Origin of the sequence: Pontimicrobium aquaticum, assembly GCF_005047595.1 — a bacterium.
In the GTDB taxonomy this organism is placed as follows: Bacteria; Bacteroidota; Bacteroidia; order Flavobacteriales; family Flavobacteriaceae; genus Pontimicrobium; species Pontimicrobium aquaticum.
On record NZ_SUPL01000006.1, the window covers coordinates 113,323 to 135,248 of the forward strand.

18 protein-coding genes are annotated in these 21,926 nt (G+C 32.9%); 6 read left to right on the top strand and 12 right to left on the bottom strand.

The features are described from left to right. Positions 1-63: 63 nt before the first annotated feature. Positions 64-1,104, bottom strand: coding sequence for a PLP-dependent cysteine synthase family protein (locus tag E5167_RS11655; protein ID WP_136844285.1), 1,041 nt, complete (start codon positions 1,102-1,104; stop codon positions 64-66). A gap of 63 nt (positions 1,105-1,167) precedes the next feature. Next, positions 1,168-3,228, bottom strand: a complete 2,061-nt coding sequence (locus E5167_RS11660) for a S9 family peptidase (protein WP_136844286.1) — start codon at positions 3,226-3,228, stop codon at positions 1,168-1,170. An 83-nt stretch (positions 3,229-3,311) separates the two neighbouring features. On the opposite strand from E5167_RS11660, the gene E5167_RS11665 reads away from it, so the two are divergent. After that, complete coding sequence (locus E5167_RS11665; RefSeq protein ID WP_136844288.1) at positions 3,312-3,635, top strand: YbaB/EbfC family nucleoid-associated protein; 324 nt, start codon at positions 3,312-3,314, stop codon at positions 3,633-3,635. A gap of 56 nt (positions 3,636-3,691) precedes the next feature. On the opposite strand, the gene E5167_RS11670 is transcribed toward E5167_RS11665, so the two are convergent. The 4 genes from E5167_RS11670 to E5167_RS11685 all read right to left on the bottom strand — a co-directional run bounded on the left by E5167_RS11670 (position 3,692) and on the right by E5167_RS11685 (position 8,428). After that, positions 3,692-4,384 (bottom strand): helix-turn-helix transcriptional regulator, encoded by a 693-nt coding sequence (locus tag E5167_RS11670; protein ID WP_136844290.1) that lies wholly within the window; start codon positions 4,382-4,384, stop codon positions 3,692-3,694. Positions 4,385-4,439: 55 nt separating this feature from the next. After that, on the bottom strand, positions 4,440-4,811 hold the full coding sequence (locus E5167_RS11675; RefSeq protein WP_136844292.1) for a VOC family protein: 372 nt from the start codon (positions 4,809-4,811) through the stop codon (positions 4,440-4,442). 183 nt (positions 4,812-4,994) lie between these two features. Then, a complete protein-coding gene (locus E5167_RS11680) occupies positions 4,995-6,014 on the bottom strand; it encodes a threonine aldolase family protein (RefSeq protein ID WP_136844293.1) in 1,020 nt (339 codons plus the stop codon). An 8-nt stretch (positions 6,015-6,022) separates the two neighbouring features. Then, positions 6,023-8,428 carry a zinc-dependent metalloprotease gene (locus tag E5167_RS11685; protein ID WP_136844296.1) on the bottom strand — a complete coding sequence of 802 codons (2,406 nt, stop codon included), beginning with the start codon at positions 8,426-8,428 and terminating at the stop codon, positions 6,023-6,025. Between the two features lie 158 nt (positions 8,429-8,586). Here E5167_RS11685 and prfB point away from each other — a divergent pair. From prfB to E5167_RS11700, 3 genes are all read left to right on the top strand, one after another. Further along, positions 8,587-9,694 (top strand): peptide chain release factor 2 gene (prfB, locus tag E5167_RS11690; protein ID WP_136844298.1). Its coding sequence is split into 2 segments (ribosomal slippage): positions 8,587-8,649 and positions 8,651-9,694, totalling 1,107 coding nucleotides; the frame shifts between segments, so codons are not numbered across the junction. Position 9,695: 1 nt separating this feature from the next. Beyond that, entirely contained in the window at positions 9,696-10,037 is a 342-nt protein-coding gene (gene arsC, locus E5167_RS11695) for an arsenate reductase (glutaredoxin) (protein WP_136844299.1), read from the top strand. 119 nt (positions 10,038-10,156) lie between these two features. Continuing rightward, complete coding sequence (locus tag E5167_RS11700) at positions 10,157-12,634, top strand: TonB-dependent receptor domain-containing protein (RefSeq protein WP_136844301.1); 2,478 nt, start codon at positions 10,157-10,159, stop codon at positions 12,632-12,634. Between the two features lie 69 nt (positions 12,635-12,703). Here the strand turns inward: E5167_RS11700 and E5167_RS11705 are convergent, their stop codons facing one another. The 4 genes from E5167_RS11705 to E5167_RS11720 all read right to left on the bottom strand — a co-directional run bounded on the left by E5167_RS11705 (position 12,704) and on the right by E5167_RS11720 (position 17,479). Then, entirely contained in the window at positions 12,704-12,886 is a 183-nt protein-coding gene (locus E5167_RS11705; protein WP_136844303.1) for a hypothetical protein, read from the bottom strand. Positions 12,887-13,114: 228 nt separating this feature from the next. Next, positions 13,115-14,488, bottom strand: coding sequence for an amidohydrolase family protein (locus E5167_RS11710; protein WP_239021993.1), 1,374 nt, complete (start codon positions 14,486-14,488; stop codon positions 13,115-13,117). A 144-nt stretch (positions 14,489-14,632) separates the two neighbouring features. After that, complete coding sequence (locus E5167_RS11715) at positions 14,633-15,760, bottom strand: helix-turn-helix domain-containing protein (RefSeq protein WP_136844308.1); 1,128 nt, start codon at positions 15,758-15,760, stop codon at positions 14,633-14,635. Between the two features lie 183 nt (positions 15,761-15,943). Next, positions 15,944-17,479 carry a M28 family peptidase gene (locus E5167_RS11720; RefSeq protein WP_136844309.1) on the bottom strand — a complete coding sequence of 512 codons (1,536 nt, stop codon included), beginning with the start codon at positions 17,477-17,479 and terminating at the stop codon, positions 15,944-15,946. Positions 17,480-17,664: 185 nt separating this feature from the next. Between E5167_RS11720 and fumC the strand changes: the two genes are divergently transcribed. After that, a complete protein-coding gene (gene fumC, locus E5167_RS11725) occupies positions 17,665-19,062 on the top strand; it encodes a class II fumarate hydratase (RefSeq protein WP_136844311.1) in 1,398 nt (465 codons plus the stop codon). Positions 19,063-19,213: 151 nt separating this feature from the next. Here fumC and E5167_RS11730 read toward each other — a convergent pair whose 3' ends face one another. Beyond that, positions 19,214-19,810: a Crp/Fnr family transcriptional regulator gene (locus E5167_RS11730; RefSeq protein WP_136844313.1), complete on the bottom strand. Its 597-nt coding sequence runs from the start codon at positions 19,808-19,810 to the stop codon at positions 19,214-19,216. Between the two features lie 4 nt (positions 19,811-19,814). Beyond that, positions 19,815-20,507 carry an aspartate/glutamate racemase family protein gene (locus E5167_RS11735; protein ID WP_136844315.1) on the bottom strand — a complete coding sequence of 231 codons (693 nt, stop codon included), beginning with the start codon at positions 20,505-20,507 and terminating at the stop codon, positions 19,815-19,817. Positions 20,508-20,629: 122 nt separating this feature from the next. Between E5167_RS11735 and hutI the strand changes: the two genes are divergently transcribed. After that, positions 20,630-21,868: an imidazolonepropionase gene (gene hutI / locus E5167_RS11740; protein ID WP_136844317.1), complete on the top strand. Its 1,239-nt coding sequence runs from the start codon at positions 20,630-20,632 to the stop codon at positions 21,866-21,868. The last annotated feature ends 58 nt before the right edge of the window (positions 21,869-21,926 follow it).

Here is a 21,926-nt window from a genome sequence, read left to right on the forward strand (position 1 = left end):
CATAAAAAAACCTGTAATGCTTTATTGTGAAGTATTACAGGTTGGTTTGGTTAGTTATTTTGGCTAGTTAATATATTGCGTTTTTTTAATAGAAGCTACATTTTCACTATCAAAAAAGCCTTGCTCTTCCATCCATTTATCACTATAAACTTTACTCATATAACGCGACCCATGATCAGGAAAAATAACTACTATCTTATCTCCTTTTTTAAACGCTCCCTCTTCATTTAGCAGCTTTATGGCTTGCATTGCTGCACCACTTGTGTAACCCACAAAAAGTCCTTCGGTTCTTGCTATTTCACGAGCAGTATGAGCGCTTTCTTCGTCAGTTACTTTTATAAATTCATCAATCACATCAAAATCTGTTGCAGTAGGAATTAAGTTTTTGCCTAAACCTTCAATTCTATAAGGATAAATTTCATCAGTATCTAACTCACGTGTTTCGTGATATTTTTTAAGTACAGATCCATAAGCATCAACACCAATAACTTTAATTTTTGGGTTTTGCTCTTTTAAATACTTTGCTGTTCCAGAAATTGTTCCTCCAGTGCCGCTACAAGCCACTAAATGAGTAATTTTACCTTCGGTTTGCTCCCAGATTTCAGGTCCAGTTGTCTCGTAGTGTGCTTGTAAATTAAGCTCGTTAAAATACTGATTGATATAAACCGAGCCTTTTGTTTCTTCATGTAAGCGCTTAGCTACTTGATAATATGATCGTGGGTCGTCTGCACTCACGTGTGCTGGACACACATATACCTTTGCTCCCATAGTACGAAGCATATCTATTTTATCGGCTGATGATTTAGAACTCACAGCTAAAATACATTCGTAACCTTTAATAATACTTACCATTGCAATACTGAACCCTGTGTTTCCGGAGGTGGTTTCAATAATAGTATTTCCTGGTTTTAGGATGCCTTTTTTTTCGGCTTGTTCTATAATGTAAAGTGCTATTCTGTCTTTAGACGAGTGTCCTGGATTAAAAGCTTCAACTTTTGCTAAATAATCACCTTTATAATCTGAGGTTATTTTATTGAGTTTAATAAGTGGTGTTTTACCAATAAGGTCTAACACGTTATTAAATACATTTTTGTTTTGTTTCATAAATGTAATTTAAAGCTACATATAGCAGCTCTTCAACTTGGCAAAAGTACAATTTTTTTTTAATTAGCTAGTAATTCCTTCTAAATCCAGTAAAAATGCAAACTCTAATGCATCTTCTTTTAGTGATTCAAATCTTCCTGAAGCACCTCCATGTCCTGCATCCATATTCGTTTTAAGTAGTAGAAGATTGCCATTAGTTTTGTAGGTTCTTAATTTTGCAACCCATTTTGCTGGCTCCCAATATTGCACCTGACTATCGTGCAACCCTGTTGTAACTAATAAATTTGGATAATCTTGCTTCTCAACATTATCATAAGGCGAATAGGATTTCATATAATTATAATAGGCCGAATCGTTAGGATTTCCCCATTCGTCATATTCACCAGTGGTTAGCGGAATAGAATCATCTAACATCGTAGTAATAACATCTACAAAAGGTACTTGTGCTACAACACCATTATAAAGGTTTTGAGTCATATTTATAATACTTCCCATTAATAAACCTCCTGCACTTCCTCCCATAGCATATAAATGATTTGACGAGGTATAATTAATATTGATTAAATGCTGTGAGCATGAAATAAAATCGGTAAACGTATTTCTCTTTAACAGTAATCTTCCGTTTTCATACCATGGTCTTCCTAGGTATTCTCCACCTCTAATATGTGCTATAACGTAAATAAAACCTCTGTCTAACAAACTTAATCTAATAGTTGAAAAGTAAGGATCAATAGTATGACCATACGAGCCGTAAGCATATATTAATAAAGGGGTATCCTTGTTTTTTTTAGTATCCTTGTGATGTACCACAGACATTGGAATTTTTGTACCATCATCTGATGTTGCCCAAATACGTTCGGATACGTAGTTTTTCTTATCAAATTTGCCTCCTAAAACTTCTTGCTCTTTTTTAATGTCTTTTGTTTTATTGACCATATCAAAATCAATAATTGACGCTGGTGTGGTGAGCGAATTGTAACCATAACGCAAAATTGTCGTATCAAAATCTACATTGGTACTTGTATAAGTTGTGTAAGTTTCGTTATCAAAAGGTAAATAATAGTCGTCTGTATTATCCCAACGTTTGATTCTGATTTTATTCAACCCATTTTCACGTTCACTAATCACCAGAAATTCTTTAAAAATATCGATACCTTCTAGCATAACCTCTTTACGGTGTGGAATAACCTCTCCCCAATGCTCAATAGCAGTGTTAGAGACATTGGTTTTCATAAGTTTAAAGTTGGTAGCATTATCAAGGTTGGTGAGTATGTAAAAATGATCTTGAAAATGTGAAATACTATACTCTAAACCTCTAATACGCTCTTGAAATAATGTAAACATCTCGTTTGGCTTGTCAGCATTCAACACTTGATATTCGTTAGTCAACGTGCTGTGGCTTGAAATAATAATAAACTTTCTAGATTTAGATTTGTAAACAGAAACATTAAATGTATCATCTTTCTCAAAGTAAACTAGCTTATCACTTTTAGTGTCTGCACCCAGTGTATGCTTAAATACTTTCTCCGAGCGTAACGTTTTTTCATTCTTTAAAGTGTAGAACAATGTTTTGTTGTCGTTTGCCCAAGTAGAGGAACCTGTTGCATTAACAATGCGTTCTGGAAACAATTTATCCGTTTTTAAATCTTTTATATGAATAGTGTATTGACGTCTTCCAATAGTATCTAAAGCATAGGCCACTTTAGTATTATCTGGACTAATACTAATACCTGTAAGCTTAAAGTAAGATTGTCCTTCAGCCATTTTGTTACAATCAAACAACAGTTCATCTGGAGCATTTAAAGATTCTTTACGTCGTATGTAAATAGGGTAATTTTTACCAGTTTCAAATTTAACAATGTACCAATAGCCATTGTATTTATAAGGCACAGATTGATCATCTTCTTTAATACGTGACTTCATTTCCTCGAACAAATCTTTCTGGAATTGCTCAGTATGCTTTAGCATATTATCGCAATAGGCATTTTCTTGTTCTAAATAGTCTATTACTTCAGGGTTTTCTCTATCATTCAACCAAAAGTAATTATCTATTCTAACATCATTGTGTGCTATTAACTCTTTAGGAATTTGTTTTGCAATTGGAGGGACGTTCTTTTTTTTCAAGAAGATTAATTTTTAAGCTTTGTTTAGGGTTCAAAAATAGAAAAATTAAATAGTTTTGCATTAGAAACCAAAAACTAAAAATTATGTTTGGAGATATGATGGGTATGATGGGAAAACTTAAGGAAACCCAAGCCAAAGTTGAAGCTACAAAAGAACGTTTAAACTCAGTTTATATTGATGAATCAAGCTCTGATGATTTGTTAAAAATAACGGTCACAGGAAATAGAGCTATAAAATCAATTGCCATTGATGAGCAATTACTTGAAGATAAAGAACAGTTAGAAGATTACTTAATTCTAACCCTTAACAAGGCCATTGAAAAAGCTAATAATGTGCATGAAACAGAATTAGCTGCAGTTGCCAAAGAAGGCATGCCAAATATTCCTGGAATGGATATGTTTAAATAAACTGTTTAATTTTTGAGATTCTCACGTGACTTCACTCCTCAGAATGACAATATAAACTACTTCTTTTCATATACATGAGATTTGTAGTAGTCTTGAAAACTAAACTTACGATCTTCAAAAGTATCGTGAAGTATTTTAAAATGTTGAATTCTATCTATTCTAAAGGCACGCATGTCTTTACGCAAATGGCACCAAGCTATTAAAATCCATTTATTATCTGTAGAATACATAGCACATGGTTCTATTTTTCGGAATGAGATATTAGAATCATTTATTTTTTTGTAATTAATTTCTACATAATTAAAATTAGTGATAGCTAATTGAATTTCAGATAAAATGTTACTTGCTATACTTTCTTGTTTAGTATCGAACACCACAATTTTATCGTTTAACAATTCACTTTTTTCCTGAATAGAAGTTCTAAATACCGATTTTATCTTAATCATGGCTTCATTAAATTCCTTTTTAAACGAAGCATCTTTAGATTGATTTGCCAAATGTTGTGCAGTAATTAAAGCATTGGCTTGTTTTTCGGTAAACTGCACTGGCGCTACTTGATAACCTTCCATAAGGGTATAGCCTCGACCTTCTAAGGTAATGATTGGCACACCTGCAGTTTCTAATTTGCGTATGTCTCGATAAATGGTTCGCACACTTACCTCGTATCTGTCAGCAAGTTCAGTAGCCGTTACAATACGCTTAGATTTTAATAACGTAAGTATAGAAATAAGTCGCGATAATTGATCCATGAAGAATCAAAGATAGTGAATCATAGTCTGACTCACCATCTTTGTAAATTTAAGATTAGTTCATAGAATGAAGTGCGACCTTGTTGCCTTCGGTATCTAAAAACTGAGCAATAAATCCATCCTCACCAATAGCGGTTTTTGGCATTACTACTTTACCTCCTGCTCGTTCTACTCTAGAAAGCGGTAACTCTAAATCAATACCTCCGTTTAGGTAAACTATAGACCCTTCTTGCGATGGTGTATAGCCTTCCATTTCAACAATACCTCCACCAACACCTTGACTCTCTTTGTCGTGTGGTAAAATACCATATTTCATACCTTCCATTGGTGCGTCAATAACGTCTTCTCCTAAAACGGTTGAATAAAATGTTTTTGCTCTGTCGAAATTTTTTACTGGAATTTCAAACCAGTTAACTGCATTTGTCATTTGATTGTGTATTTATTTATTAAACATACTGCAAATGTAGCTGTGGTTTTGTCAGATTGTGTCAGGGGTTACAATATCTCCTAAATTATTTTTCTGAATAAAAACACCAACATAAATGCTGGTGCTTTTATTATTTTATATGAGATTATTACGTCGCTATGCTCCACAGAATAATAATACTTTTCAAAAACTGCTCAAGGTACTTAGCAACATCTCATGCATGGCATCAGTATAATCCAAATGCGTTACCATACGCAATTTTCCACCTCCCATTCCAATTATATGAATATTATTATCTGCTAATGTTTGCACAAATACTATTTCACTTACATCAGGATGTAGTTCAAAAATTACAATGTTGGTTTCAATAGGTTCAACAATTTTTACTTGAGGTAAAGTGATTAACACTTCTCCTATCTCTTTGGCTTTTTTATGGTCATCGGCTAATCTTTCAATATGATTATCTAAGGCATACAACCCTGCAGCTGCTAAATATCCTACTTGACGCATCCCTCCACCAAAAATTTTACGGATTCTAATGGCGCCCTTCATGATATCTTCATCGCCAACCAACACTGAACCAATTGGACAGCCCAAGCCTTTACTTAAACACACCGAAATCGTATCGAACACCTCACCATATTGTTTTGCAGTTTCATTTTCTGCAACCATAGCGTTCCATAAACGTGCGCCATCTAAATGGTATCCTAAGTCGTGTTCATCACAAATGGTTCTGATTTTTTTAATTTCTTCAAAATTCCAACACGCTCCTCCTCCTTTATTAGTAGTATTTTCAACAGCCACTAAACTTGTTAGTGGACTGTGGTAAAAATCTGGAGGATTAATAGATTCCACTACTTGATTTGCAGTAAACATCCCTCTGTGTCCATCAATAAGTTTACAAGACACACCACTGTTAAAGGACGCGCCTCCACCTTCATAATTATATACATGCGCATATTTATCGCATATTACTTGTTCTCCAGGATTGGTGTGCAACTTTATGGCTGCTTGGTTTGCCATACTTCCTGTTGGAAAAAACAAGGCTGTTTTCTTTCCAAACATGTTTGCAATGCGTTCTTCTAAAGCATTAACTGTGGGATCTTCTTTATATACATCATCACCAACGTTTGCAGACATCATAGCCTCTAACATGCCTTTGGTTGGCTTAGTAACTGTATCGCTTCTTAAATCTATAATCATGAATTAAATTAATTTGGGTTGTAATTACACATATCACTTCCAATTGGTGAACCATCAGGTACTTCAGGAACTGAAGGTAACTTAAACTCTTTTGGATTATCACTAAACTGTTTCATCATTAAAGTATATTGCATTTTATAAGCATCATCAAAACTCAACGATTTCATCGCTATATCTCTAATCGCTTTGTTTGCAATAGCCTTTACTTGGAAAAATGATTGATCACTAACAGCAAGGTTCATAATGTACTTTAATACATTTTGATTAATCATTTGTTGTACTTCAGCTAAATAGGCATCTTTATGAGTTTTATTGAACGAATTATCAATAAGTGTATTTAACATGTCCTCAAGACCTAACTGCTTTTTGTCTAAACTTTTTTGCTGGATCATTCTATTAGCACGCTGCGGATGTAATAATAATTTTAATGTCATATCACTTGCTGTTGATGCTGCACTTAACGGATCGAAAGCGACTCCTGTTTTCCCTCTAAAAGACTCTCTACTTCTACCATAACCCATGGCTCTTGGTGGAAATAATTCCAGTTTATGCTTTGGAATAGCCAATGTATTCGCATCGATAGTTTTCAATAAGGTGTTAAGTGCTTCTTTTTGAGCTGATACATCAACATTTTTCACAGTCATCTGTCCATCACCTTTTACCACATAGTTATAATCTAATCCTCCAACAACTTTTGCCGCTGCTTCAGTTTGATAACGATGAAAGAAATACAGTGGTACAAATACATCTTCTAACATAGAGTAAGGCTCGTTTGTACGAATATTATCTTCTGAAAAATTGGTGATTGCTTTTTTTCTAACTGCCAATACATTATTTAATTCTTCGGCAGCGGTTTTTCCATTATCCCAAAGATGTGCTAAAGCATGTGCACCACCTTGTGCCCTTGCATCACTATCGGTAATAAAACGAAGTCCATCGTTTTTAGCTTGGTCTAAAATCTTGTTTAATTCTTCTCTTTCATCAGCACCTTTGTCAAATTCGGCATAACTATATTTAACCGTTACTTTATCCCAAACGCCAATACCAACTGCATACGCATTACTTAAATCTACTTCTCCATTTTTAAGCGTAATGGTTGGATGTGGATAATCCATCACAGAAGCTCTTCCGTTAGTACTTGCCGCAAAATTATGAGCAAACCCGATAGTATGACCTACTTCGTGTGCACTTAACTGTCTGATTCTCGCCAAGGCCATGTCCAACATTGGTTGGTAATTGTCATCACGTTCTGCAAATGGTTTGTTTAATAATGCCTGAGCAATTAAAAAATCCTGACGCACTCTTAAACTTCCTAAACTTACATGACCCTTAATAATTTCGCCTGTTCGTGGATCAGTTACACTACCTCCATAACTCCATCCTCTTGTAGAGCGATGTACCCATTGAATCACATTATATCTGCAATCCATAGGATCGGCATCATCTGGTAACATTTTCACCTGAAATGCATTTATAAATCCTGCCGCTTCATAAGCCTGATTCCACCATTTGGCACCATCTAACAATGCAGAACGAATAGGTTCTGGTGTTCCATTATCTAAATAATATATGATTGGCTCAACAACCTCACTTTTGGAAGCTCCTGGATTCTTTTTTTGTAATCTATGACGAACTACATAACGTTTTCTAATTTGCTCTTGCACTGGTGTTGCATAATCCATGTAGGACATTGAAATAGCTCCGCTTCTTGGATCAAATTCACGCGGTTGGTAATTATTATCTGGCAGCTCAACAAATGAGTGATGCTGATTTACTGTTACTAATGATGCTGTAGGTGTTACGCTTCTTAAATTACGCCCTGTTGGTCGTCCGCTAAAAGTTAGCATGACATCAAATTCTACATTTTTTGGAAATGCTTTCGTTCTTGGGAGCCACATAGCACTCTTGCTTTTATCTAAGCTGTATGATCCTTCTCCAGAACCTCTCAATCTATTAGTAACACCATGTGTATCCTGCATTAAAAATGGTGTTAAATCCACAATATAAACACCGTTATTTTCTTCTTTAATTGGAAATCCAAATAAAACGGATTTTGCAAACGCTTGCTCTATACTCATACGCTCTAAAGCATTATCGGTCAGCGCTCTATAATCTAAATTTGGTTGAATTAACAGTAATTTGTTTCCAGTTTTAATGAATTTCACTACTCGTTCACCTCCTAATTGCCCTCTATCTAATCCTAAATCGTTTGAACCTATTCCACTAGATAATGAACTTACATAAAGGAATTCTTTATCTAAGTCTTTAACTTCTAATAAAATTTTGTCTTCAGATTCGTTATATGAAAAATTAAAATATCCTTCATAATTCTTAAGCGCTTTGTCCTTGCTGTTTTGAGCAAAAGAAAAACTGGTTGTTATAGCAATTACTGCTAAAATAATAAGCTTTTTCATGTATTATTGTTGTTGGTTGTGAAAAAAGTATGTTTAAAAAACAGGTTATAAATCTACATAAATTAATTAGGACTTAAAAGCCAAAAAATTCATTAATAAACTTGATGATATTGTTTTAAACAACATTTAATAATTCTATTTTTGTTGAAAATGTAATTATGATAACATCCGATCAAATAAAAGATCTCAATACACGCCTTGACAAACTAAGGCACTATCTTTGACATAGATGCCAAACTTATAGAAATTCAAAACGAAGAAGAGCAAACATTTGACCCAGATTTCTGGAATGATTCGAAACAAGCAGAAATAGTAATGAAGTCAATTCGTGAGAAAAAAAGTTGGGTTCAGGACTATAAAACATCAAAAACTCTAATTGAAGATCTTGAAGTAATTTATGAATTCTTTAAAGAAGACGAAGCCACTGCCGAAGATGTTGAAAGCAGATACAATAAAGCCTTAGATCTCATTGAAAAATTAGAGTTCAAAAATATGCTCTCAGAACCAGGCGATTCATTAAGTGCTGTTTTACAAATTACAGCTGGCGCTGGTGGTACTGAATCATGCGATTGGGCTAGTATGTTGATGCGTATGTATTTAATGTATGCTGAAAAAAATGGCTTTAAAGTAAAAGAACTTAACTTTCAAGAAGGCGATGTTGCAGGCATTAAAACCGTTACCCTAGAAATTGAAGGCGATTATGCTTTTGGTTGGTTAAAGGGTGAAAATGGTGTGCACCGTTTGGTGCGTATTTCTCCGTTTGACAGTAATGCAAAACGCCATACTAGTTTTGCCTCAGTGTATGTATATCCTTTGGTTGATGATACAATAGAAATTGACATTAATCCTGCTGATATTGAAATTACAACAGCACGCTCCAGTGGTGCAGGAGGACAAAACGTTAATAAAGTAGAAACTAAAGTACAGTTATTACATAAACCCTCTGGGATTCAAATTCAATGTTCTGAAACACGTTCGCAACATGATAATCGTGCAAGAGCGCTCCAAATGTTAAAATCGCAATTGTATGAAATTGAATTGCAGAAACAAATGGCACAACGTGAGGATATTGAAGCTGGAAAAATGAAAATTGAATGGGGAAGCCAAATACGCAATTATGTAATGCATCCATACAAATTAGTTAAAGATGTGAGAACAGGTCATGAAACAGGAAATGTTGATGCTATTATGGATGGCAACATTGATAGCTTTTTAAAAGCATATTTAATGATGATGGGACAAAAAACTGAAGATAAAAACTTATAAAATGATAAAAATATACCATAACAACAGATGCAGTAAGTCGCGACAAGGACTACAAATAATAGAAGACTCAGGTAAAAACTTTGAAATTGTTAAATATTTAGAAGATATACCAAATAAGCAAGAGTTGAAAGACATTATAAGAATGTTAGGTATTACACCTATAGATTTAGTTAGAAAAAATGAAGCCATTTGGAAAGAGCAGTACAAGGGCAAAGATTTAACTGATAATGAAATCATTGAAGCCATGGTTAATAATCCAAAACTCATTGAAAGGCCTATAGTAATTAATGACAGTAAAGCAGTTATTGGTCGTCCACCAGAGAAAATTATTGAAATATTATAGTTTTGTTTAACTATTTAAAGAAATTAATTAACAAATAGTTAATTTCTTTTAACATAAGTTTAACCAAACCAGGTTAAACCTTCGGCTACTTTTGCGGTCTAAATTGCAAAAAATCACACATGAACAAACTATCTCTAACCATCCTTTTCATAGGATTATTTGTAACTAATGTATTTGCTCAACAAAGACCAGGTCCTTCTTCTGAGTTAAAAGATGTAAAAATTTCTGGTAAAGTTATTGACCAAGAAACCAAAGAACCTCTTGAATACGCAACCGTTGCTTTTTTTAGCAAGCAACAAAATAAAATTGTTACTGGTGGAATTACTGATACTAAAGGGAACTTTAGTATTCCTGTTCCTGCTGGAGTTTATGATATTTCTATAGAATATATTTCGTTTAAAAAAATTACTTTAGCTGATCGTCAATTATTAGAAGATGTCAATCTTGGTACTTTCGAAATGCAAGTAGATTCTCAAGCATTAGAAGCTGTAGAAGTTATTGCTGAAAAAACGACTGTAGAAATAAGACTAGACAAAAAGATATATAACGTAGGTAAAGATTTAACAGTAAGCGGTGGAACCGTAAGCGATGTGTTAGACAATGTACCTTCTGTTTCGGTAGATGTAGAAGGTAATGTAGCCTTACGTGGTAACGATAACGTTCGTATTTTAATTAACGGTAAACCGTCTGGATTAGTTGGTTTAAACTCCACTGATGCGTTACGCCAACTACCTGCTGAATCTATTGAAAAAGTCGAAGTTATTACTTCGCCTTCTGCAAGGTACGAATCTGAAGGAACTGCAGGTATTTTAAATATTATTTTACGTCGTAGCAAGCTACAAGGGTTTAATGGCGCTATGACTTTAAATGCTGGTCATCCAGATTCTTATGGAGCTTCAGGAAATGTGAACTATAGAACTGGAGATATAAACATTTTTAACACCTCTGGATATAGGTATAGTAATTCTCCTGGAAACTCTTTGTCTTTTGATCGCTTTTTTAACAAGGAATTTGACGAAAATACAGGCGACTTAATTATTGATAATCCAGATACATTTAAAGATGAATACAGAGAAACTGAACGTATTAGAAAAGGCTTTAATACCAATTTTGGTGTTGAGTGGTATATAAACGATTCTGCTTCTTTTACAAACTCTATTGTATATAGAGATAGTGACAATGAGAGCACTACTCTTAACAAAATATTTTTCTTTGATGAAAATAAAGTGTTAGAAGATGAAAATTTTCGCTTAGATCCAGAAAAAGAAAATAATAAAACCATTCAATACACAAGTAATTTTACTAAAAACTTTAAAAACAGTGGCAAGTTTACTGCCGAGTTTCAATATGAAGAAAGTGACGAAGACGAAGCATCTGATGTGATTGTTGATGGTATTTTTTCTGAAACAGTTACAACTTTAAATAACCAAGAACGCATTTTACTACAATCAGATTATGTATTACCAATTGGAGAGAATACTCAGTTTGAATTAGGGTATAGGGGAAGTTTTCAAGATAACATTACAGATTATACGGTCGAGAAATTAGATTCAAATACTAATGCCTTTGAGATTGATACTAATCTTTCAAATGTTTTAAATTACAAAGAAGATGTTAATGCTGTCTATACACAATATGGTACAAAATTTAACAAGTTTTCTTTCTTGTTAGGGTTGCGTATGGAAAACACTAGAATTACTATTGACCAACCAACCAGTGGTGATTATAAAAAGAAAAATTATACAGGTTTATTCCCAACAATTAACCTGAATTTTGAAATAAGTGAAAGTGAAAACATTACTTTAGGGTACAGTAGAAGACTGCGTCGTCCGCGTTCGCGAATGATAAATCCGTTTCCGTCAAGGTCTAGTATCACAAATATATTTGCAGGAAATCCAGATTTAGATCCCACCTATTCTGGAACTTACGATTTAGGTTACTTAAACCGTTTTGGAAAATTTGTACTAAGTACTTCTATTTATCATACGCATTCAAAAGACACATGGAGTTTTGTACAGTTTGATACTGGTGAAACGGAAGAAATAAATGGTAGAGATGTAAACGTTTTAAAAAGATCTCCTATAAATTTAGCCACCAACGATCGTTTTGGATATGAGTTTAACCTAACCTATAGTCCGAATAGAAAATGGCGTATTAATGGCGATTTTAACTTCTTTAAATCTATTGACAGGGGTGATTACAATGGCTTGAGTTTTGATAATGAAAATGTGAGTTATAGAGCGCGTTTAAGTAATAAATACACCTTACCTGGAAAAATAGATTGGCAAACTACCTTATCGTACAGAGGACCAAGTGAAACAGCCCAATCTAAAAGCGAAGGTGTTTTATTTACAAATATGGCTTTTAGTAAAGATGTCTTTAAAGATAAAGGCTCTATTTCGGTTAGGGTAAGTGATTTATTTAATAGCATGAAACGTCAGTCAGAAACTTTTACACCAACTTATTATAGTTATGGAGAATACAGATGGAGACAACGTAGTTTTAACCTATCGTTTACCTATAGATTTAATCAGAAAAAACAACGTCAAAGACCAAGCAGACAAGACATGGGTGGCGACGAAGAAATGATGTTCTAAACCAAAAACATATACAAACTAAAAAAGGAAGCTTAATAGCTTCCTTTTTTTATATAGTTAAACACAAAATTATTGTGTTAATGCTTCGCGTTTTGCTTTCTTTTCAGCTTTAATTTCTTTCATTCTTTCAATAAAAGCACCTCCAATCCAGTAAGGAATAACAAAGGTTAATAAAAATATCATTAACCAAAACCCAATGGTTAAAATGGTTAAAAATGCTAAAAATCCTAAATATTGGTCAAATTCAAACATAATTGTGGTGTCTTATTTTAAACTGTGTACAAAGATAAGTTAAGAAATATTGTTATACAATAGCAAATTTCAAATTTATTAACAGGATATGAACTTTGATGTTTTGGTGTTGCGCTTGTTGGTTTTGTATATGATTAGCTCTGGGAAAAGACCTGAGTTATTTTCCGTTATTTACTTAAGCAAATTCCGTAGCAATTAATTATACACATTATTAGGCACAATTTTTAATTAATTTTTTAAACTATTCAAGAGTTCTTTCCAGTCAAACTTTTCTTTATTATCATTATTCCAATTCTCGACATCTGAAAGCATAGTGTCAATTTTATTTCTATCAATCCACTTACCATTCACAAAGACACTTGAAATTTTGCTTGTATTACTGATTTTTTCTAAAGGATTTTCATTAAGTAAAATTAAATCTGCAAACTTACCAACTTCAATAGTTCCTATTTTGTCATCAATTCCAAGCCATTGAGCACCTAATCTTGTTGCAGAAGCTAAAGCTTCTGCATTCTTTAAACCAGCTTCTACTAATAGTTTTAACTCTTCATGAAGTGAAAATCCCAAAACAATACCAGAAATTCCAGCATCAGTTCCTGCAACCATAGGCACGCCAGCTTCTTTAAAAGCTTTCACAATAAGGATGTGAAAGTCAATTAACTCTTTATAATATGCTATTAAATCATCTGAAACTCCATGATAACTATTAGACATTAGCCATTTGTTTTGCATCAATGGGTGTACGTACTTAAAACCTAGTAAATTTTCAATATTTTGTAGTGATTTGGCTTGTTGTTCAATGGCAACCATATTGGACAAGTTTGGAATTAACCAAGTACTATTCTCTTTTGCTAAACGCGCAAATTCTTGTGCTTTTTTGTAGCTGTAATTATCTGTTTGTTTTGATAATTCTTCAGCGTGAGCAATTAAACCGAAATTAGGAATAAAAAAATCTTTGGCTTGTTTTCCTTTAAATGCGACTGGAATATGACCAACAACTTTCATGTTTTGTTTTTCAGCTTCATCTACAACTGCTTTGAAGGTTTCTTCATTTAACCAAGTATAAACTTTTATAAACTCATAGCCTTCTTCTTTAGCAAAACGTACTGCATTTCTTCCATCAGAAGGGGTTTTAGCTGTAAGGTTAGACTTATTTCCACCAATTACTTTAGCTAAGGCTATTCGTGGTCCAATAACATCTCCTCTAATAATTTCATTACGTTGCCCTATATGTTCAGGTCTTGCTCCTAATTCAAAAACAGTTGTAACTCCATTTGCAATATATGGCGTCATGTTGTATTGTGTATTGAAACTTACCAATGGACCTTTTGTTGGGTACATCACAAAAGGAGTTCCATCTGATAATGTATGAACGTGCATATCAATAAGCCCAGGAATTAACCATTTATTTTTCCCTTCAATAATGGTGGCATTTTTTGGTATTGACTTATTAATTGAATAAATTTTATGTTCTTTTATGACAACAGTTGCATTTTTAATGACTGTATTTTTTGTGGTCATTGGAATGATATTCACATTTTTGATTGCATAAATCATTTCTTGATGAGATGATTGATAAGCCTGTTCCGTGGATATTTTCATGTTGCATGAACTGAAAATTACAAATACAGTTAGTAGATAAAATTTTTTCATGATTATGTTTTTTGATTGTTGTTAATAAGGCGCAAATATCAACTTAAGGTTACGTAAACCTAAAATTTTCCAGTCTCAATGCGTGCAGTGAGACTATTTTTTTAGAAAAAAACGTCTATATTCTGAAGGGGAATAGCCTGTTGATTTTTTAAAAATTCGATAAAAACTACTTTTCGAGTTAAATCCACATAATTCCCCTATAGCAGTAATTTTATATTGAAGTACTTTGTCTGTTGCTAACATATTTTTTGCTTCTTCAACACGATGATAATTTACTTTTTCATAAAAGTTTGTGTATAAATCATCATTTAAAAATGCTGATAATTTTCTGCTACTAATTTGCAATTTCTGAGATAAATCATTCAAATTTAAGTCTGATTGTAGATGAACTTTATCTTCATTAAAAAGTTTTTCTAATTTTAATGTTAACTCGTTTTCTTCTTTTTGATTTATTATTTTTTGATTGTAATCACCTTTTACCAATGTGGGTTGATCTAAAATGATTTCAGTTAAAAACATTGTTTTTTGAGTAAGACCAAAATATCCTAGGTAACTCATAGCTATAATAACAAAAAACAACGTAATATAAGCATCCCATTCAACATTATACCCAAAATATATTTCAGAAATTGTAATAATTAAATCAACACTTATAGCTACTAAAAATAACATTATAAATTTCTTAATCCATATAAAATCCTCTTCTTTAAAACTTGAAAAAAACTGTTTTAATCTTGGCTCATATTTATTGTAAACATTTAAAGACAACAACAAATAAATGAGACCATAGAAATCTTTTATCAAAGCCAAATTTATGTACGTATTTATAATTTGTATATAAGGAAAAATATTTTTGCCAGTGGCATAGTTCAAAGAAGAAGGTAAAGTATATAAAAATACATAAAGAACAAACGGCATAAGATGAGCAAAATATTTTACTATAAAATTCTTTTCGTTTTCAAAAAGTGATTTCACATATAGGTATATTAGTACAGCTAATATAAGTCTTGAGCCATTTTCTAATAAAAAAGTTGGTATTAAAAGGAAGTTTAACTTGTGAAGTAAGCCATAAAAATGAATTAAGATAAAAAGAATAAAAAACCAAAATATGATAAGTATTTTCTTTGGTAATTGATTATTTTTTGTCTTAAATAATTTTAAAAGTGTAATTATATTTAAAACAATACCAACGATTAAGATAAAATCAATAATTAGTTTCAATAATATAAATTGTATTTAGATTAAAAATATGAATTTTGTAGTGTAGTTGTAAATTGTGTTACAACGGCTAAAATAAACTCAGTTTTAATTGATTTTATCAACCGATAGGCGAAGTTATATTTTAGCTATACAAAGTCAATAAACTATTAGGCTTAAACCTAATTATTTTATTAACTATATAATTTAATCCCTCACCTTCCTAGGTACCATGACATCGTTTTCAGATAACTTATAAATCGTCCACGCTAAAATAACCGCGTTCTTCATAATATCTTCTTCTGGTACATACTCCAAAACATCTAACTGCGTATGGTGTGTCACATTACCATAAGCTAGTTCATCTTGTACAAACTGAAACGATGGAATGTTATAATGGTCAAACGTTTCATGATCTGTCGATAAAGTGTTTTCAATCGTTAAAGCACCTTCGCTTAAATTATCTATTGGTTCAAACACGTTTTCAAAAACTGGTCGTGCCAGCTCATTTTTTTGCAAGTACAAGCCTCTAATGGCGCCTGCACCATTATCTAAATTTAGATATGCAGATATTTTCTTTGAAGCTTTATTTGGCTTTTCATTAAGCTCTCCAAAATGTTGTCTTGCATACGCAGCAGAGCCTAAAAAGGCTTGCTCCTCGCCTCCCCAAAGTCCCATTCTAAGCGTGCGTTTTGGTTTGTATTCAATGGCTTTTAGTATTCGTAAGGCTTCAACCAGTACCACACTGTTAGCACCATTATCTGTAGCTCCAGTACCAGAGTGCCAAGAATCAAAATGAGCTCCTATTAAAATGGTTTCTGACTTTAATTTAGCGTCTGTTCCTGTTAATTCGCCTATAATATTAACGTTATTCTCTTGTTCGTTATAAAATTCGGTGTCAAGATTCAGTTTTATTTTTGGTGTCACTCCTAGCTTAATCATTCGTGCTAAACGTCCGAAATGCTCTGGCATAATTGTAAAGTAAGGCAATGGTTTTAAAGCACCTGTTTGGTAGTAATAGGTACCATCTGGATGCAATATTCCTAACAAAATAGAACGTGATTTCAAGACAGCCAAAGCGCCTTCGGCTTCTACAAATTCTAGAAATTCCTTATCGTAAACATCACTAGTTTTCCAACCTTCAAACAACTCTGGCAAGGGTGTTTGCTTAGTTTGTGGAACTAGTTTGCTTTCCATTTTTTCTAGTTCTTCTTCACTATAACGTTTAGACACTGATTCTGTAAGCGATGCTTTTCTAGGTTCTGTACCTAACAATACTACTTTTCCTTGTAAGTTTCCGCCATATTGCTGCCTCACAGCATCCATATCTCTAAAGCTTTTTATATGCACGAGTTCTCCTTCTACAGTTCCATTACTGCTTTTACTCATAGCCAATGGATACGCATTGATGTGCATAAAATTAGGCGAGGTCATTTCTACATTAAAACTCTTCATACTCCAACCACGGCAGTTATCGCAGTAATTTTCAAAATGCACATTTTGCAAGCCTAATGTTTTCATTTTATTAGATATCCAAGTGGCTGCTGAAAAATACTCTCTAGAGCCTGTTAAACGCTGTCCGTAAACATCACTTAACTCTTGAAGCATCGACATAGCTTGCGTATTTAAAAAGCCTTCCGTTCGTATTTGAGCTAATATTTTTTCATCTTGGTTAGATTGTGTAAAACCATTAGTAAATAGCCCAATAAAAGCTACAATAAAGAGAATGTGTTTGAGTTTCATAATGAATGTTATTGTCAGTTTTTAAATTTTGAAACCGAATATAAGATTTATTTAATGTATAATTCTAAAATATGAATAAAGTGTTTAAAACTTTATGATTTAGCACACAAAACAATGACATTTGACATTAAAAATGTTGCTGAAATGACGTAAATTTGCAACTTAAAATAAATCATCAAAAAATAATGAGTTACAGAATAGAAAAAGATACCATGGGTGAAGTTAAAGTTCTTGCTGATAAACTTTGGGGAGCTCAAACTGAACGTTCAAGAAATAACTTTAAAATTGGTGCACCTGCATCAATGCCGCTAGAAATTGTTTACGGCTTTGCTTACTTAAAAAAAGCGGCAGCTTACACCAACTGTGAGTTAGGAGTATTAGCTATTGAAAAACGTGATTTAATTGCTCAGGTTTGTGATGAAATTTTAGAAGGAAAACATGATGATCAATTTCCATTAGTAATTTGGCAAACTGGTTCGGGAACACAAAGTAATATGAATGTTAACGAGGTTATAGCTAATAGAGCACATCAAATAGCTGGAAAAGTAATTGGTGAAGGCGAAAAAACGATTCAACCAAATGATGATGTTAACAAATCGCAATCGTCAAACGATACCTTTCCTACAGGAATGCATATTGCGACTTACAAAAAAATTGTAGAAAACACCATTCCTGGAGTTACACAACTACGAGATACGCTTCAAAAAAAATCAGAAGCCTTTAAAGATGTGGTTAAAATTGGTCGCACCCACTTAATGGATGCCACACCTTTAACTTTGGGACAAGAATTTTCTGGCTACGTATCGCAATTAGATCATGGTTTAAAAGCATTAGAAAACACCTTACCACATTTAAGTGAATTAGCTTTAGGTGGAACTGCCGTAGGCACAGGACTAAATACACCAAAAGGTTATGCTAAACGAGTTGCAGAATATATTGCAGAGTTTACAGGTTTACCTTTTATAACTGCATACAATAAGTTTGAAGCCTTGGCTGCTCACGATGCCATTGTTGAATCGCATGGTGCTTTAAAGCAAATAGCTGTGTCGCTTAATAAAATTGCTAACGATATTCGAATGATGGCTTCAGGTCCTAGAAGTGGTATTGGCGAAATCATTATTCCTGCTAACGAACCAGGAAGTTCTATTATGCCAGGAAAAGTTAACCCAACCCAATGCGAAGCTTTAACAATGGTTTGTGCTCAAATTATGGGTAATGATGTGGCCGTAACTATTGGTGGTACTCAAGGTCATTATGAGTTAAATGTATTTAAACCCATGATGGCTTCAAACTTGCTACAATCGGCTCAGTTACTTGGTGATGCTTGTGTAAGCTTTGATGTAAATTGTGCCTCAGGTATAGAACCAAATCATGCTGTCATTAAAGAGTTATTAAATAATTCGCTAATGTTAGTTACAGCATTAAATACAAAAATAGGATATTATAAAGCTGCTGAAATTGCCAATACAGCTCATAAAAACGGAACAACTTTAAAAGAAGAAGCTATTAATTTAGGGTATGTTACCGCTAAAGATTACGACGAATGGGTAAAACCAGAAGATATGGTTGGAGGTTTAAAATAGCATTTGTCTAATTTAATGCTAAACATAAATAAAATGCAAAAAGCAGGAAAACATAAAACGTTTCCTGCTTTTTTTCAATTGGTTAGTTAGCTATTAATCTTTTCTTAGGTATTATTATGTAATATGAGAATATAAAAGTATTATTCCTTTACTAATTCTTCATTAACATATGTTTATAGTTTAGCTTTTTTCTAATCCTACTTAATTGTACTGGTGTAATATTTAAAAAAGAGGCTATTTGAAATTGCGGAATTAAATCATCAATGTTAGCAATCCGTTGTCGCAACTTAAGATAGCGTTGTGTGGCGTTTAAGGTCATTAGTTCAAGACTTCTTCTCTCATATTCTATAAATACATTTTCAAGAATTCGATTATATAAATTTGAAAATGCAATATCTGTTTCACATAGCCTCAAAAAAGCTGTAAAATCAATCTCAAAAACTTCGCAGTTAGTTAGTGCTTGATAAGTAAATTTTGAAGGTTTGTTAGTAATAATAGCTGTTAAAGCACCAACAAAAGATCTTGGTACAAATATTTTTTTATTATGCTGCTTTCCAGATTCTACATTAATATAGGCTCTCATAATACCAGAAATTAGCATGTAAACTTTTGCTAGAGGAGCTTCGCCTTCTTTTGCAATAATCTCATTTTTATTTAAAACTTTATAGGAAGATATGTTTTTAAGCTTATCAAAAGCTGCTTCATCAATATTGGCAAAAGAATTTAAAAAAGCAAAGTTCGCATTCATAGTGTTAAAAGTTTAAAGCGCTATTAAATGCTGCATTTGCATGAATATTGGTAGTATCAAACACAGGAACCAAAACATCACTTTGTTGAATTAGTAAAGGTATTTCGGTACAGCCTAAAATTACACCTTTTGCGCCTTTAGCAACTAATTTTTCTATTATTTGCAAATAAATTTGTTTAGATGCATCATTTATAATTCCTTTAGCTAATTCAGAATAAATTACATCGTGTATTTTTTGTTGTTCTGCTTCATTTGGAACAATAACGTCTATACCATTTGAAACTAAAATAACTTTAAAAAAATCTTTCTCCATTGTATATCTTGTTCCAAGTAACAATACTTTCTCAATTTGTTGTTCTTTAATTTTCTCTGCTGTAGCTTCTGCTATATGAATCACAGGAATTACAACCACACTTTTAATAGCCTCAATAGATAAATGCATGGTATTAGCACAAATAATTATAAGATCTGCTCCTGCTTTTTCTAAACTTTTCCCAGCTTCTAACATGATTTTATCTAACGTATCCCAATCACCTTGCGATTGAAGTTTTGCTATTTCTCCAAAATCTAAAGAGTATATAATTGTCTTGCAAGAATGATTTCCGCCAAACTCCTTATTAGCTAAGTCATTTAGTATTTGATAATAAAGAATGGTAGATTGAGGTGTAATACCTCCAATTAGCCCTATGGTTTTCATGAAATTTATGCTTTTAATATTCTGTAAGTCGTTAAAAAAGTAAACAACTAAATTAAAATATAATTGATAAAACTTCTTATTTATTATAAATTTATCGCATAACAGAATTCTAGAAACTCTCAATGACAACATTAATCACCAATATTAAAGAATTACTACAGATTAGAGATGCTTCAGTTAACAAAGTTTCTGGTAAAGAGATGAAACACTTACCAAGTCTTAAAAACGCATTTCTTGTTATTGAAAATGATGTAATTACTGATTTTGGAGAGATGAAAGACTTGCCAAACACAAAGGCAGATAAGCAGATTAACGCTAAAGGCAAAATGGTATTACCTAGTTGGTGCGATTCTCATACTCACATAGTCTATGCTGGAAATAGAGAACAGGAATTTGTTGATAGAATTAATGGCTTAAGCTATGAAGAAATTGCTAATCGAGGTGGTGGTATTCTAAATTCGGCAAAGACACTACAAAACACATCAGAAGATGAATTATACAAGCAATCTATCATTCGAGTAAAAGAAGTAATGAAACTGGGTACTGGAGCGCTCGAAATAAAATCTGGTTATGGATTAACTACCGAAGCTGAACTTAAAATGCTTCGTGTGGCCAAACGCATTGAAAAAAATTTTCCTTTACTTGTAAAAACAACGTTTTTAGGTGCTCACGCACTGCCATCAGAGTTTAAAAACAAAAAAAATGAATATTTAGATTTAGTGATAAACGACATGCTTCCTAAAGTTGCCAAGGAAAATTTAGCAGATTATATTGATGTGTTTTGTGAAAAAGGGTATTTTTCGCTAGAAGATACCGAACGTATTTTAAAAGCAGGAAAACAATATAATCTAATTCCAAAGATTCATGTCAACCAATTTAATGCCTTTGGTGGTGTAGCACTCGGTGTAAAACACAATGCCTTATCTGTAGATCATTTAGAAGAATTGAATACAGCTGATATTACTTCGTTAAAAGGAAGCAATACAATACCTGTGGCATTACCTTCTTGTTCCTATTTTTTAAGTATTCCATATACACCAGCAAGACAATTAATAGATGCTGGCTTGCCTTTAGCTTTAGCAACCGATTATAATCCAGGTTCAACACCCAGCGGAAACATGAACTTTGTTGTAAGTACTGCTTGTATAAAAATGAAAATGACTCCTGAGGAAGCCATTAATGCTGCAACCATAAATGGTGCTTATGCTATGGGGTTATCTAACGAATGTGGTAGTATTACAAAAGGTAAAAAGGCTAACCTCATAATAACGAAAGAGGTTCCCAGTTATGGTTTTTTACCCTATGCTTTTGGAAATAACCATATAGACTCAGTTATTCTTGCTGGAAAAGTAATCTCATAAAAAAAACCCTAGCTAATAGGCTAAGGCATTTTCTATATCATAAATAAATAAATAAATA